This window comes from Clostridium boliviensis, assembly GCF_033342255.1.
GTDB lineage: Bacteria > Bacillota > Clostridia > Lachnospirales > Lachnospiraceae > Lacrimispora > Lacrimispora boliviensis.
Genome location: NZ_JAWONS010000107.1, coordinates 1 through 15,130, shown reverse-complemented (window position 1 = coordinate 15,130; position 15,130 = coordinate 1). Strand labels below are relative to the sequence as shown.

The 15,130-nt window shown below is 32.1% G+C and carries 12 protein-coding genes and 2 tRNA genes; 6 read left to right on the top strand and 8 right to left on the bottom strand.

Annotated features, from left to right (window positions below; translation table 11 throughout):
- Positions 1-376 precede the first annotated feature (376 nt).
- From RZO55_RS06475 to RZO55_RS06455, 5 genes are all read right to left on the bottom strand, one after another.
- Positions 377-2,368, bottom strand: coding sequence for a GmrSD restriction endonuclease domain-containing protein (locus RZO55_RS06475; protein ID WP_318063468.1), 1,992 nt, complete (start codon positions 2,366-2,368; stop codon positions 377-379).
- Positions 2,358-4,055 carry a DUF262 domain-containing protein gene (locus RZO55_RS06470; RefSeq protein WP_318063467.1) on the bottom strand — a complete coding sequence of 566 codons (1,698 nt, stop codon included), beginning with the start codon at positions 4,053-4,055 and terminating at the stop codon, positions 2,358-2,360. Before RZO55_RS06470 ends, RZO55_RS06475 begins: the two co-directional genes overlap by 11 nt.
- Positions 4,056-4,695: 640 nt before the next feature.
- The gene (locus tag RZO55_RS06465) at positions 4,696-5,691 is read right to left on the bottom strand and encodes an FRG domain-containing protein (RefSeq protein ID WP_318063466.1); all 996 of its coding nucleotides are present in this window, start codon (positions 5,689-5,691) and stop codon (positions 4,696-4,698) included.
- Between the two features lie 429 nt (positions 5,692-6,120).
- Complete coding sequence (locus tag RZO55_RS06460) at positions 6,121-7,722, bottom strand: GmrSD restriction endonuclease domain-containing protein (protein ID WP_318063465.1); 1,602 nt, start codon at positions 7,720-7,722, stop codon at positions 6,121-6,123.
- 293 nt (positions 7,723-8,015) lie between these two features.
- Positions 8,016-8,795, bottom strand: a complete 780-nt coding sequence (locus RZO55_RS06455; protein ID WP_318063464.1) for a hypothetical protein — start codon at positions 8,793-8,795, stop codon at positions 8,016-8,018.
- Between the two features lie 144 nt (positions 8,796-8,939).
- On the opposite strand from RZO55_RS06455, the gene RZO55_RS06450 reads away from it, so the two are divergent.
- Positions 8,940-9,182: a helix-turn-helix transcriptional regulator gene (locus RZO55_RS06450; protein ID WP_318063463.1), complete on the top strand. Its 243-nt coding sequence runs from the start codon at positions 8,940-8,942 to the stop codon at positions 9,180-9,182.
- Between the two features lie 116 nt (positions 9,183-9,298).
- Here RZO55_RS06450 and RZO55_RS06445 read toward each other — a convergent pair whose 3' ends face one another.
- Positions 9,299-10,225, bottom strand: a complete 927-nt coding sequence (locus RZO55_RS06445; RefSeq protein ID WP_318063462.1) for a hypothetical protein — start codon at positions 10,223-10,225, stop codon at positions 9,299-9,301.
- Positions 10,226-10,455: 230 nt separating this feature from the next.
- On the opposite strand from RZO55_RS06445, the gene RZO55_RS06440 reads away from it, so the two are divergent.
- The 5 genes from RZO55_RS06440 to RZO55_RS06420 all read left to right on the top strand — a co-directional run bounded on the left by RZO55_RS06440 (position 10,456) and on the right by RZO55_RS06420 (position 14,755).
- A complete protein-coding gene (locus RZO55_RS06440) occupies positions 10,456-10,689 on the top strand; it encodes a hypothetical protein (protein ID WP_318063461.1) in 234 nt (77 codons plus the stop codon).
- Positions 10,690-10,784: 95 nt separating this feature from the next.
- Positions 10,785-11,366: a hypothetical protein gene (locus RZO55_RS06435; protein WP_318063460.1), complete on the top strand. Its 582-nt coding sequence runs from the start codon at positions 10,785-10,787 to the stop codon at positions 11,364-11,366.
- Positions 11,367-11,398: 32 nt separating this feature from the next.
- Positions 11,399-12,181, top strand: a complete 783-nt coding sequence (locus tag RZO55_RS06430; protein ID WP_318063459.1) for a hypothetical protein — start codon at positions 11,399-11,401, stop codon at positions 12,179-12,181.
- A 178-nt stretch (positions 12,182-12,359) separates the two neighbouring features.
- A complete protein-coding gene (locus tag RZO55_RS06425; RefSeq protein ID WP_318063458.1) occupies positions 12,360-13,370 on the top strand; it encodes a hypothetical protein in 1,011 nt (336 codons plus the stop codon).
- A gap of 194 nt (positions 13,371-13,564) precedes the next feature.
- The gene (locus RZO55_RS06420; protein ID WP_318063457.1) at positions 13,565-14,755 is read left to right on the top strand and encodes a tyrosine-type recombinase/integrase; all 1,191 of its coding nucleotides are present in this window, start codon (positions 13,565-13,567) and stop codon (positions 14,753-14,755) included.
- Positions 14,756-14,850: 95 nt separating this feature from the next.
- Here RZO55_RS06420 and RZO55_RS06415 read toward each other — a convergent pair.
- Together RZO55_RS06415 and RZO55_RS06410 are read right to left on the bottom strand one after the other, a co-directional pair.
- Positions 14,851-14,921, bottom strand: a tRNA-Cys gene (locus tag RZO55_RS06415).
- A 32-nt stretch (positions 14,922-14,953) separates the two neighbouring features.
- A tRNA-Glu gene (locus RZO55_RS06410) sits at positions 14,954-15,025 on the bottom strand.
- Positions 15,026-15,130: the final 105 nt, after the last annotated feature.

Sequence of the window (15,130 nt, the reverse complement as noted above, 5' to 3'; positions counted from 1 at the left end):
TTCCCAGGAAGAAACAGCATCAAAAATGAGGGCAATCCTGGATTAATTACCCTCAAAAACACGAAAAATACCACTCAAACACCAAATACACAAAGTAAAAACCCCAGAAACCCTTATTTTATCAGGTTTCTGAGGCTTTCATAAGAGAGGCGACAACCAGATTTGAACGGATTGCGCCTTTGAAAACGCTTGTAGAAAGGAGCTTTCTGCAATCCCTCTCTTGATTTGCATACATTTTGCATACATAGGATAATCAATACAGCTAAAACTCTCTTTAATAGGAATGAACTCTGGTAAGCCTTTCCTTGACTAGATACGAATATTGCTACCTCCTAAGCCTATACATCGAGACATGTGTATTATTGTAAAATTATAATTACATAATTCTAGGACTTGCGTCCATGTCAGCAGTACGTTTACTTTTCAACAGATAACAACATGAATTATCTTTTGGAATTGCTATATACTTTGATTTGCACATATATGTTAATATATTTGATTCCTTAATTAACCTGAACTGCCAATTAGGCATCGTGTCTGGCTTTTCAAAGTTGCTAATAATTTGATCTAAATCCCTATCGATAAGAAGAAGTATTAATTTTTTAAAATAGTTGTTATAATCTTGTAGTCCTATATAATATTCAATTTCTCTGAATTGCACAAATAATCTTCGCTTGTTAGCCTTACCTGCATTCCAATATGACCACCAATAGTTATAAAATTCATAATCTCCATTAACTTCAATAGTCAACATACATCTTCTCAATTTATCTAGCATGTCTGAAGACCCATCACGATATTCCATATTAAAATATTTTTCAAAAACTTTTTGAATTTTTGAAAGCATATCAAAATTAATTTCTGAGATATTAGAATTATACCCAGAGCATTGCAATGCAAATGCGATTTTTCCTCGCAATAGTTCATTATCCTCAGTATTATGAATAAGCTCTTTATACTCAGGTTTATTAATAATAATTTGTGACTTCAGCTCTTCTTCTCTCATTTGCTCTTTTGCAAAAGCTGACTTTATATAATTAGAAGATAAATATTGATATATATTTTCACAACCTTCAGACATCTCTTTAATAAGATTTATTGCACCCGAGAAAGTGTCAGGACTTCTTATAATATCAGGTCTTTTTCCTTCAACAGTTATGTCACCTCGAGAAACAACATTTCTTACTACACGCATCCAGTCCAAATACATATCAATATTAATATCATCGGTATGAAGGAGATATTCCGTTTGTGCAAAAAATAAAGCCTTATGTGTGTACGAAGTATCTGCACCAATTAAAATTTGATTTAATAGGTTTACATTTGGTTTATGTCTCCACATATTTAAATCTAAATTTGGAACTTGATTATTATTTACTAAATTAGAATATAGTTCATAACAATCATAAATATATTTATAAACTTCTTCATTTATATATGTAATTAATAATCTATCACTATTATTATCATTTAATCGTTGAATAATTTCAGCTCGTTCGGTTGCTTTAACATTTAAAGATTTTCCTAAAGCAATTTTAAACATTATTAAAGTAGTAATAAAATTCATATGAGATTCATCAACAACATCCTTTTGCCTAAATTTATTCCATATGAAATCCGTCCAAGCAGTATCAATTTTATATGAAAACTTAGTCATCTCCTCGTGGTCTACTTCCCATTCTTCTTTTTGTGATTGATTTTGTAGTTCTGCTTTAAGATTTTCAAATGGAGTGAGTAATTTACCTCGAGCATTCATTTTTATATACAAATCATCCGATAATCCGAAATATTCTAGTATTAGTAAATGAAATGTAATCAATTTTTTTTGAGATAGACTTTCCCATAAATTATTAACGTCTTTAAACAAGGAGTGTATATTATCAATCGTGTTAAGCATAGAGCGAATTGTAGGATCTTGGTTCCATGAAGTAAAAAACCATTCTGTGTTTTTTATGAGAGCACTTATACTATCTTCATTTTCAGGTATAACTATTGGGTGTGATATAAGCGCTTCACAAAAACGCCTGGAAGACAATCTTGTTTCATAGGTGAATTTTAATAAAAGATCTCTAATTTCAGTTTTATTTGTAGATTCTTTGACATAACCATACCAGTGTAGCAGATATAAAGTAGTTAGTCTTTGCTGTCCATCTAACGGTTGAAAAGCATCATTTACAATATTACCATACACAAAATCCAAGTTTATTGTCTCATTGTATACAACACTATTTTTTAACACTCTCAAAAAATTCAAGCATATTTGTTCATTTGTTTTTCTTCCTTGTGCATAGTCCCTTTGAATAATAGGTATTTTAACCTCATATTTGTTAAGTAATTCATAAAAACTTAATATGTCATCATTCTGCATCACACCGATCGACCTCCATATATTCTGATAGTACTCTAATTAAATCTTTTTCATACATTTCCCTATCCTCTTGACTCCAGAATGAAAGCCTAGGAGGATATTCGCTAAAATACTTTAAAAAGGTATTTTTGGTACATAGAGGAACAAACTCACCATTTTTATCCAAATCTATTATTCGTTTTCTTTTTAAAGGGAAGACAGCATTTTTATAACTCTTATTCGTGGATTCATCTAATAATGCCAAATTTGATATATTATTGATATCATCATTAACCATATACTGATTAAAGTGGTCAGTTATCTTATTAAATAACGGTATAAAAACATCATCATTATCGTATGTTAAATACTTAAGACAGCTATCTAACTCTAAAATTATACTTGATGCTTCTGGTTTCACTATATCAATATAACATCTTACATCACTCAGCCAATCATTGCGATTATTTTTAGGAATATTATCCTTAATAGATGCAATATGCTCTTTATTCCATCTTAACAGTTTAAAAGTATCAAATGGAAAATAAGATCCATCATGACTATTTTGAAGCATTGTTAATATATTGTACAATAGTAATACACTATTAGTATGCTTATCTTCATAATCAAGATCCAATAAATAATCTTTGCGATAAAATTCTTTTATAACATCATCTAAGTAGCTAAGAAAAGCTTTTTTTTGCATTATGGAAGATTTATTATACAATTTCTTAACATCGATAATTTGTGTGTTTAATATAAAACCTATCTTGTGATATAAATGTCTATCATTAAACCATTCATTAAATCTCTGATAATGAAATTGGACCGCCTCCCAATTTTTTTTCATATCGTATTCAGATTTATTGTTTAGTTCCAAATTGAAATATCTAAAGGTAGCATACCTGTCTACATTATCTGATTCTTTCATTAGATCAAAAATATACTCAATTCGATTATCAACAACATTTTTATCACTTAGAAAATACCAGAATTTATTATTTTGTAAAGAATTTTCAATATTATCCCACTCATTGGCAATCTCAATTTGTCTTAAGCGCAAACGATCAATGTTATCGGAGTGAAAATTTGAATTGTTTAAAAAAAGAGCTTTTATCAGTTCTGAATTTGTTAAACTTATTTTACCGACATTTAGTCTAGTAAAAACTGAAATTGCATCTTTTTCCATTGTTTCATACCAAATTACTTTTGAGCTAAACTTTAATTTAGACCTAAACATATTTTTATCGAAATTGAAATCTTTCAAAGAAAACCAATTATCTATAGCCATATATGCATTATGAATGTGAAAAAAATCAATATTATCATTATTCTCCACTTCTGGGTTTTGAAGATATTCTTTAGACTCCTCTCGTGTTTCATACTCTATCGAATACAATTTGTCTCTTCTATTTTCTACATAATCCTGATTCAAATAATGTAAAATGAGATAAATGGTAGTCAACCTTTGCTGTCCATCTATCACTTCATATATGTTTCTATATTTACTTTTAACCACAATAGGCTGTAGACAATACCACGTTTTTTCATCTGTTCCACTAACCTCTTTTGGGCTAAACTCATCTATATCATTTAATAAATCAGTTACCTCTTGTTTTGTCCAACGGTAACCTCTTTGATAAGATGGAATATAGAAAGAAAACTGTAGAAGCTCGTTGACAGTTTTTAATGTAATAGTATTTACCATTTTATTCTATACCATTCCTTTCATTTATCTTTGAGCCATCACTTATGTCACTAATCATATAAAATTAATCAATATTTCTAATAATAGTAATTTAGTTTTACTACGAAGTAAGTGTATTAAAATTACTCATTTTATTAATTTTATATTTTAGATATCGCATTGCCTAATAACAATTTTCGATATATCATAAGCTACGATTCACATTATATTTACATATTATCATACTAATACATAAATATCCATACTACATATATACTTGGAACCTTATTTGCATACGAAAAACAAAAACAAAAAATGCTTCAAACCCTTGTAAAATAAGGATTTAAAGCACTTTTTAGAAGAGGCGACAACCAGATTTGAACGGATCTCGCCGTTGAAAACGCTTGTAGAAAGGAGCTTTCTGCAATTCCTCCCTTAATTTGCATACATTTTGCATACATAGAATAAGAATAAGGATATTAATATGAAGAACACTTAAACACTTTTAAGGATAGATCTCTGGGAACTCTATGATTGCTTTAAAATTCCTATATGCATTAAAGCCAAACTGTTTTTAGCATGATAAGTTGTGAAGATTTCCACCATTCGCAAACTAATATGTTACTTAAACTTCGAATTAAACTTAGTATAAATCTACTTATTAATTATCATTATCTTGACCATAACCCGTTACGTTAACTCTTAAATGTTTATGGTTTTTCCATAAATCAGCTAATTCTTTAGCAAAATTATCATGAGTAGGCATTAGATGCGATAAAGATATTCTCTCTCTCCAGAGCAATTGTTTTAATTCATTAACTTCATTAACTGGTAAAGTGATTTTTCTCAATGGCTTATAAAGAAGTCCACTATTGTTATATACATCTTCAATAATATTTTCGAATGAGGGATATTCCCGATTTGATAAATAATATTGCGCTGCACTATCATAGTATAAAAACAATGCGTCTTGGTTATGTAAAAATTGATTATCATGACGAGAACATAAAAGTCTATTGATACTATGGCATAATTTTTTATCTCGAATAAAATTAATACTTATAGCCCATACTGCAATTTTCTCTGGAGTTTCTTTTTGGGGAATCGCAGAAGCAAAGTAAGCTGCAATCAACGGCCTTCTAGTCCAATCCATGAATCTAGTAGGCACACCATGATGTTGAGCAAACCCAAAAGCTGGTTTTGGTAATATGGTTGGTAATTCATTGTTATTACTTAAATATTGTATATATGAATCACTATCAAACACATCATTAATATTTCCAACACTAAACCCCAATTCATCTGAAAAACAAATAAACTGTTTAGTTGCTTCCATTTCAGCACATGTCTGAACTAATAATTCTTTATACCTTTCTTTATCAGTTATCTTATTTCGCTTTATTGATGAAGTAAATGCATCATTACCTTCATGTGTATATAAATATTCCTCAATTTGATCCATTATAGGTTTAAGAACTTCAATTCCTTGTTTACGCCATGCTCTAGGAATTAGATTCCAACTGTAATCAGGCTGTCCTCTAAAAAACCATTCTAAATCTATATCGGATCCCCAATGTAAATTAGTCGGTCTTAAATAATTGATAAAATCAATTGCTTTTTCAAACTCAATAAGTTCAATTGAATTATAATTTTTCACATATAACCTCCACATATATTTATATTGCAATCTTCACTTAACAGGTATCAAAATTATTATAATGCTATCGGTACTGAGTCAAATACCAGCCATAAATTTGCTTTAGTTCCAGCAACACTCTGCAACGCTTGTTAGTACATTCTACTTTGGCTATGACGCTTCACCATCTTATAGATATTACACCAGATGAATACCACCCTGTAAAATAAGGATTTTAAGCAACTTTCAGAAAAAGCGCCAACAAGATTTGAACGGATTGCACCTTTGAAAATGTTTGTAGAAAAGAGCTTTCTGCAATACCTCTCTTGATTTGCATGCATTAATATAATATTTAGAATAACTAGTTCATTAATTTACAACCGGAGTCAATTAAAAACTCTTTGATTATCCAGTTTTGTTATATTAGAATTATCTATAACTTTTTATTCTTTAACGCTTTCCATTACACAGGAAACTGATTCTTTCATGAATGAGATTAACTCTCAAAGAAATGAAATCTTCATATGCTAATTTCTTATATTCCTCCTTAGACAAAATAGGTAGCAGATTAGACTTAAAAACTAATTCATATTGCTCTCCTAACTTTTCTATCAATTCCGGAATATATTCATTAGGATCATTATCGCTAATATAATTATTTTCAGATGCAGCTAATATACATATGTTTACAATTGAGTTTATTGCATTAGCTGAAATCCCCTTATCCTTGAGATATGCTTGCGGATATATGTGATGATACTGCTTTTTATTAAAAATTGATAGCGCATTTTGAACATCAACAATTGCACCATTTGTAATATTTTTAGGTTGCATAGAAGCTAGTAATAGGATAAACGATCTTGTTCTCGAATTATTACTTCTAAATACCATTCCTTTTACTTCATCTATAGAAGGAATACCTCCAAATAACCCCGGAACATCTTTGCCTTTTATAATATACTCTTCTATGCTCTGTAAGTCATTAGATATAAAAGACTCCGCAGCACCTCTATATCTTTCAGCAAATCCACTAATCCAAAACCACTTTCTCATTCTTAGTATATCATCATTTGTTAAATCCTTTTTATTGTAAACTACATAGCATATAATAACGACTATTGCCTCATAAGGCAAAAAAGACCAGTTATATATACCAAACTCTGTAGTAAGTAAATCTACAGCTCTAAGTAATGCTTCTTTTGTTTTCCTGACAAGAAGATCCATATCTTCACGTTCAAGTCTTCTTAATGACAATATATATTGTTTTTTTATACTTTTATATTTCACAGCTGCTAAACATTTAAGTACTGTATCGCCTTCTATATCTTCAAAGTTTTTTGTTCTTAATGAATCTGCTATTAATTCAACCTCCTCATCAAGATTGAAATCTTCAGCCCAAGTCGCTGCGACCATCAAATCATAAGTAGATAATCTTGTACCAGAACTATTAATCCTCTCAAAAATAGGACATACTTCTTCCACCGATAAATCTTTTAACGTTACTACGGGCAGTCTATAATTTGTAATTATTCCTATAAGTGAATCTAATTTTTCCTGTAACTCAACAGCTTTGGCGTGACTATTTAATGCTGTTCTAAAATTAAGCAACTTAGTTGTCTCAAATATCCATCGTAAGGGAAATATATGTAATTCTTGTTTATCAGGTAATTTTATGAACTCTTCTTGAATTATATCATAACCAATAGTAAAACCATCATCTTCATCTGGCGCACCAAAAGAGGAATATATAACAGTCAAACGCTGCTGACCATCTAAAACATAATTTGTAGGGCTTAAGTCATCTGTTTCTGGAAGTTTAAAATCTCCAACATTTCTTTCTGTGGCTAACTTGGTACTAGTTCGCCAAAACAACAAGCTTCCTGTCGGATAATTATTTGCTATACTATCTATCAATTTAATGGCTTGATCTTCTTTCCAAACAAACTTTCTTTGGAATTGAGGAATTTTTATTTCACCCTTTTTTATATCACTTATTAAATCTTTAATCAACGGTGTTTCTGTGCCTAAGCGACTTGATATATTTGCCCTCATATGTAATCCCCCCAAGTGATTTTTTATAATTATATCATAAATATTATAAAATATAAACTAATTAATAATTCAATAACTGATACTTGACAAATAATAATTAAAGTGTAAAATTCAAATAAAATTGTGTAATAAAAATGCCTCAAATCCTTGGAAAGTAAGGAATTGAAGCACTTTTAATAAAAGTCAACAACCAGATATAAACAAAACTAATTCCTGAAAATTCACATAGAAAGAAGGTACCTTAACTCTGATGCTGATTGAAAATTTTTTTACAAAATAATAATGTCTAAATACTAATTATTAATCATCCTAATCTCATAATTTCTACTAATCCATTTAACCTTTCCATTCTCATCACAACTATATTTATAATTATTATCTGCCCAAGAAAAGCTTATAACCTCGCTTCCGCCAGCCCCTGAAACACTTAGGCTTTTAAATGATACATTTTTGACGTTTGGAGACCAGATGTTATACGTTCCATATTCTTCAAATTTTACTGTTTTAGGACTTTTCCCAGACATTGAATCCGAACGTAAATAGTGTCCTTCTTCAACTACCATTCCTCCAGTTAAAGCAAGTGTTATCTTATAATCAGCACTTGGATTAAAAGATTCAGCGCAAGTACCATTATAATCAAAATTGTCCTCTAAAGAAATTCCTCTTGATAACGCTGATGCATCAGCTAGTGCCTGTAATTCTGGGTTTAAACTCCGTGGTGCCTGAATCGAACTTGAATATTCAATCCTTACACCTTCTCTATCTACCTGATATCCATCAGGAGTAGTTGTATTTCTAAGCAAATATCCTTCTTCATCGAAATAATAATACTTTCCACCAATTTGTTTCCAAGTAGACTGGGGAAATGTGCCATCTGAGTTTTTATACCAAAATCCTTCTCTTATCAAACTACCATTATTTAAATAGATATCTTGTATCCAACCGACTGTATTATTATCATATTTTGCCCATGTTATTGTTGTAGTACCAAGTAACATTATTGCTGACATTACAATACATAAAGCACTCTTTCTCAAACTCTTTCTTTTCATTGAATGTTCTCCCTTTTCCATACCCTCACCCTCCTCATAAGATATTTTTCTAATCTCTTTGATTCTATCATCATACCTATAGAAATGCAAGCAAAATGTGAGGTATCGCCTAACATACATGTGTGTAGTCTTTCGGTACAATCTTGTTAGGTGGTGTCTTATATTATGAAAAACGTACAACAAATACAATTTAATGACGATATTTACAATACGATACGGCACAATATTAAAAAGTATCGCAAAGAAAGAGGCCTAACTTCTGCTCAACTTGCAGAAATGGTTAATCTTTCCCATGATTTTATGCGACAGATTGAAAGTGATAAAGTTGGCTACAATTTTTCTGTGGAAACTTTTTATAAAATTTCTGTTGCCTTAAATACTAGCTTGGATAAACTGGTTGAGAAATAGAAAAGATGACGGAAGCGAATTATTATACTTCTGTGCTCTCTTGTAAATAACCCTAGAAAATATAATTATAATTAATAAACCACAACTGTAATATTAAAATCAATTGTGGTTAGTTTTTATTTACCTAATTTGTTTTCATGGTATAAAAAATATTCATATTTCCTCAAGTTCTTAAGCGTTGGATACTTCTTTATTTCATCCTCATATGGCCTATATTCGTTTAAAAACTTTTGATCATCTTTATCATTATTCTCATTATAATCTTTATATAAGTTTATTCTCCTTTCCCTCAAACGCTTCTGAATCAGTCGAACTGCCTCTTCACATTCTTTATCTGGTTTCAGATTTTCCTCTTTATAATTTATATATGGGCTAGTTCTCTTACAATATTTTTGTTTAAGATTTTTGGTAGCAAAGTATCTTCCACAATGCATACACTTTGTAAATTTATAGTCATGAATAGTCAAATAATGTAAAATTGCGAAAATAACGTCTCTCAACGAAAAACAATCGTATAAATAAATGATATTATTTTCCAATCTTTGCTTAAATGCTTCTTCTAAACTATAATAACCATAGGAAATGGGCACAGTATCTGTTGGTAATATACCTTTTATTATTTTATGCAGTGGATTTTCTTTTCTATTTATTATTGTCACTTGAGTCGTAATATCTAAATAAGTCTTAAACAGTTCTAGTTCTTGATAAGTTATAGTATGGTCTAATTTCATTATTTTACGTATATCTTTGACACATCTTACATATAAATCCCTTTCATTGTCTTGAATCTTTATTAAATGTTCAAATCCGCACTCTACACTATAGTCATAAACATCACTAGTATCTTCCCACAATTCTTCTATTGAGTTCGCCATCAAGGCCGAATATTCATTACCAATTTCCATTCTAAGATTTGGTGATGATAAATCAGCCAATACATTTAATGGATTAAATACTTGTCTCCCCTTATCTATTTCTGTTAAATATCCATTTAATTTATTTCCATCATTATTGATTATAACCTGAAAAATAACATCTTGCATAAAACCTCTCCTTTCAGTCATTATTATATGTATACTTTTTATCGGTGTCAATCTAAAAATATTTCTTTTATAATACATATGAAAGGAGATTAACATGTTGCTTAAATACTCTACTAAGCAATACAAATCAATTATTAAGAAATTTACAAGTCATATTGTAAATACTCAAATGCAACTGAATAACAATTAATACATCCACTTTGTATTGATAGAAAGGAGAACATATAGTTATGACAGCACAGCTTATTGGCATAATGAAGGTCAATTTCACAAATTCCGAAGGAGAGCAAATTACAGGTAATAATCTCTTCGTAGCATTTAAGGACGAAAATGTAAGGGGAGCTCGAACTGAGAAATTTTATGTAAGAGGCGATATTTCCTTACCAGAAGTCAAAATTCAAGATATGATTGAACTAGAATTCAATCACAAAGGAAAAATTATATCCCTAAGCAAGAAGGCTTAATGTCTAGTTCACTTTATACATCTACCATACCAAAGGAATTATACATTCCTTTTGGTATGGTACAGCAATACCATTAAATATAAGGAGATTAACACATGAGTAACATAAAAAGCAATAAATACATACAATCCAAAAGGCGTAGGCGTAGACTAAAATATCGGCTTGGCTTAGGATTTCAGCAGTTAAAACATCCATACAATATGGTTCCTATTTTCTTAATAATCCTTATGTCCATTAAAATTTATGGACTTTTGTTATTTTTAGCAAAAGGTCTTCCGACTCTTTTTCAGCCAAACTTTCAGCAAATTATGCATGTTAGCCTTATCCTGACTTCGATATCGCTGTTACTTGGATTTCTCTATTATATAGGATATAAGGCTGCTAGAAAAGACGAGGCTAGCCTTATCGTTTCCTTTAGCGCAGGAGCACTTATAAGTGGAGGGTATCCAATTTTAATTAGCCGTAAGAAGGGCAAGGGAAACATTATAATCCGTGAATTTTCCACAGATATTAGCATGAAGACTTTCATCGAAACGAAGGAATCTATTGCCGATCAAATGTCGGAGCATTTAGTAGCCCCTGAAATTGAGTACGGTAGCAAAAAAAATAGTATACGTCTGTATACTGCTCCTAAACGAATCCAGACTAAGCGAGGGGCGTTGTATGAAGAAGTATAATTTGATATGGATTTATTAGAAGGAGCATGTATATGGTACTAGGATATTCTTTAAGCGATTGGGAAACATACGGAACCAAAACTCCTATCAACACTAATCTAATTAAAAACCCGAGTTGCTTAATTGCAGGAAAGTCTGGTTCTGGCAAATCACTAAGCTTTCTTTGGTATACCTACGGAATTCTAAAAAATAAGGAAAGTCTTATGTTTTTAGCTGACTTCAAAGCCGGAAGGGAATATGTAGATTTAAGAACTTGTTCTTCGTACTCCTATGCAGATAGTGCTATAGAAATGATACGGAAGTACTATGACTTATACTGTAATATAAGAAAATCAGATTCACAAAATACGCCTCATATAACCCTTGCTATTGAGGAATGGTTTGGACTCCTGACTTATTTAGAAACCATTGATAAAAAGCTAAAAGGAGAAATCATGAGCAAGGTAGGCGAAATTTTAGCATTAGGCCGTGGTATTGGTAATGGTATTGGTGTTATTCTCCTAATTCAACGCGCCGATAGCAGTAATTTTATTGCAGGCAGCAGGGAACAGGTACAAAATACGGTCTGCTTTGGTCGTATTTCTAAAGAGCAGAAGGGTATGTTGTTTTCTGGGGAAGATATTGATGCGAATAAAAATTATCCTGCCGGGCAAGGACTTGCTATGATAGATGGTCAGGGTATTGTTCAGGAAATTATTGTACCTCAAATAGTAAATCGGAATAAACTATTATTCAAAATCCGTTCTTACTTAGATAATCAGCCAACGCTTGAGGAACTAACACACAAATTTCTGCCAACGGACTGCGGTGCGTAGCACAAGCAGGAAGTTGGCCGGGGTGGTCATGTAATGACTGCCCCTTACCGAAGTTGCTAGTATTACCACAACTTCGGTGTCAGTGTCATACCTAGCTAATAATCCTTTAACTTGAACGATCCCGGCATATCTCACTACTGTGTCAGCTCTGTGCCAAAAATTTAGAAAGGAATATTCCATGCCATTTAAAAAGAAAACATCTAATAATAATCGAAGAAGCCGTAAATTTCAGCTAACTCTAAACAATCCTGAAAAACATGAGAATTGTACACATCAAGCAATCAAAGAAACACTAAAAAGGTGGGACAGCCTTACTTACTGGTGCATGTGCGATGAAATTGCTAAATCAAAACACACGCATTTATTCATTCAACTCCGAAATCCTATCTATTTTTCTAGTATAAAAAAAGCCTTTCCAATCGCTCATATCGAAGAAGCCCAGGGCACAGCTGAAGATAACCGGGCATATATCCGTAAGGAAGGAAAATGGAAAGATACAGAAAAAGAGACAACCAATTTAAAGGAATCTTTTGAAGAGTGGGGAACCATACCCCAAACAGGTCAGGGAAGAAGAAACGATTTAGCCAACCTTTACCAGATGATTAAAGATGGCTATTCTAATGTGGAGATTTTGGAAATCAATCCCGATAATCTTCTAAACCTACAGCACATTGATAAAGCAAGATTAGAGATCCTATCTAACCGCTACAAATCAGAGCGACGTATTAATCTAATAGTAACTTATGTCAGTGGTGCAACTGGCTATGGCAAATCAAGGTATATTCTTGACAATCACGGTGATTCAAATGTATACCGAGTGACAGATTATAAACACCCCTTTGATACTTATTCCGGGGAAGATGTGCTTGTATTTGAGGAGTTCAGGAGCGATTTGCCTATCGGCAATATTCTAAACTATCTGGACATATATCCTTTGCAACTCCCCGCAAGGTACAACAACCGCCAGGCATGTTATAACTTCGTCTATATCGTATCAAATTGGAAACTTGAAGACCAATATCATAATATCCGTTTGGAACAACCTGAAACGTACAAGGCATTAATGAGGAGGATTCATAAAGTTAGAGTTTATGAAAGCCCCGGTGAATGGCAGGAATATGATACAGAAAATTATCTGCATGGCTTTCGGTACACTGATCAGGAAGATACTCCCTTTAGTCCAACATAAGGGCTTTAGAAAACATAACATAAGATATGGTGTAAAGGTTCAACTTTAAGAAAAACAAAACTAGATAAATAAACCTAATCAAGTCAAATATAAAATATAAGCAACTCTTATATAATATTGTAAAATCTATCGTGAAAATCATAAAAAATCCAATATGAAATTAGAACCCTTACACCACCTAATAGGTGGCGTAAATGAAAAGTAAATCTAAAAACGAGTTGATTTATCCCCATACCCATGATACATTATCGCTAGAGGGAATTGCGGAATTATATAAATTTATGCAAAAAGAGAAAGAATTAAAAGAGGTCTGTAACTTAGAATTAATTAAAATACGTCCTAATGATGGCAGAAATTATATTTACATTAACAGGAAACAATTCATTGGAAGTGACCGAACAGACCTGATAAACAAACTATATGATCACTTCTATGGAACATCTTTAGAGGGGCTATACCCGGACTGGCTTAGATGGAGGAGGGATTGTACTCACGTAAGTAATAAGACCATTAAAGAAAATATTTTCTTATGGAATGCTTATTTTAAAGACAAGTCTATTGTTAAAATACCTATTAAGGACTTAAATGCTACGGAGTTTATAAAATTCTTTCGTGCTATGCTGAAAGCTGAGTCTATGACCAGAAAGCGTTTTAACGACGCAAAAAGTGTATTAAATGGATTATTTTACTACGCTATTGAAATCGGAAGAGTGAATCATAACCCCATCAAAGAAATAAACTTTCGTCAGTTCCAGTTTAAACCTGTTAATGGAAAAAAAGAGATTTTCACCTTGGCTGAAAGACAAATGCTATTGGATTATCTGGAACCTATAAACGATATATTTAGTCTTGCTGTTCAACTGGATTTTTACCTTATATGTCGTAGTGCTGAACTTCGTGCTTTACGTTGGGCAGATATAGAGGGTGATATCATTAAAATCCAGACGCAACTTTTAGATGACCAAACAATGAATGATGATCTCACTTTTAACCCCCGTACATACGAAAATGTCACTCATATTAAAGGGAATACTGACTATGGTTATCGTTATATGCCATTGACAGATGGGGCAAAACAAGTGCTGAAACGTATTAAGGATGTCAACCCAAACGGTGAATTTATCTTAATGAGAGATAGTGAACAGCTAACCACTATTACATTTAACAGGCATTTAAAGGCTTATTGTGAAGCAGTTGGTATTGAACCTCGAACCAGTCATAAAATCCGCTTTACGGTGGCTTCATTACTTTATAAGAACGGAGTTCCAGCAACTACCCTACAACGCTTGTTAGGACATTCCACCTTGGCTATGACTCTTCACTATCTTAGAGATATTACACCAGAGGAAGATACATTTAATGCCATGAAAGCAGTTTTAGGATAGTAAAAAATACCTTGCATACATCTGCATACTAAAAACATAAAACAAAAAACGCTCCAAACCCTTGTAAAATAAGGATTTGAAGCACTTCTTAGAAGAGGCGACAACCAGATTTGAACTGGTGATCAGGGTGTTGCAGACCCACGCCTTACCACTTGGCTATGTCGCCATTATATATACATTTGAACTACATACATTCAGTGACCCCAACGAGATTCGAACTCGTGTTACCGCCGTGAAAGGGCGATGTCTTAACCGCTTGACCATGGGGCCTTACTTAAATTTCGTTTCCTCACAGTCTATCTAGCTGAGTATCACGAACTCCCCGAGTAGGACTTGAACCTACGACCCAACGGTTAACAGCCGTTTGCTCTACCG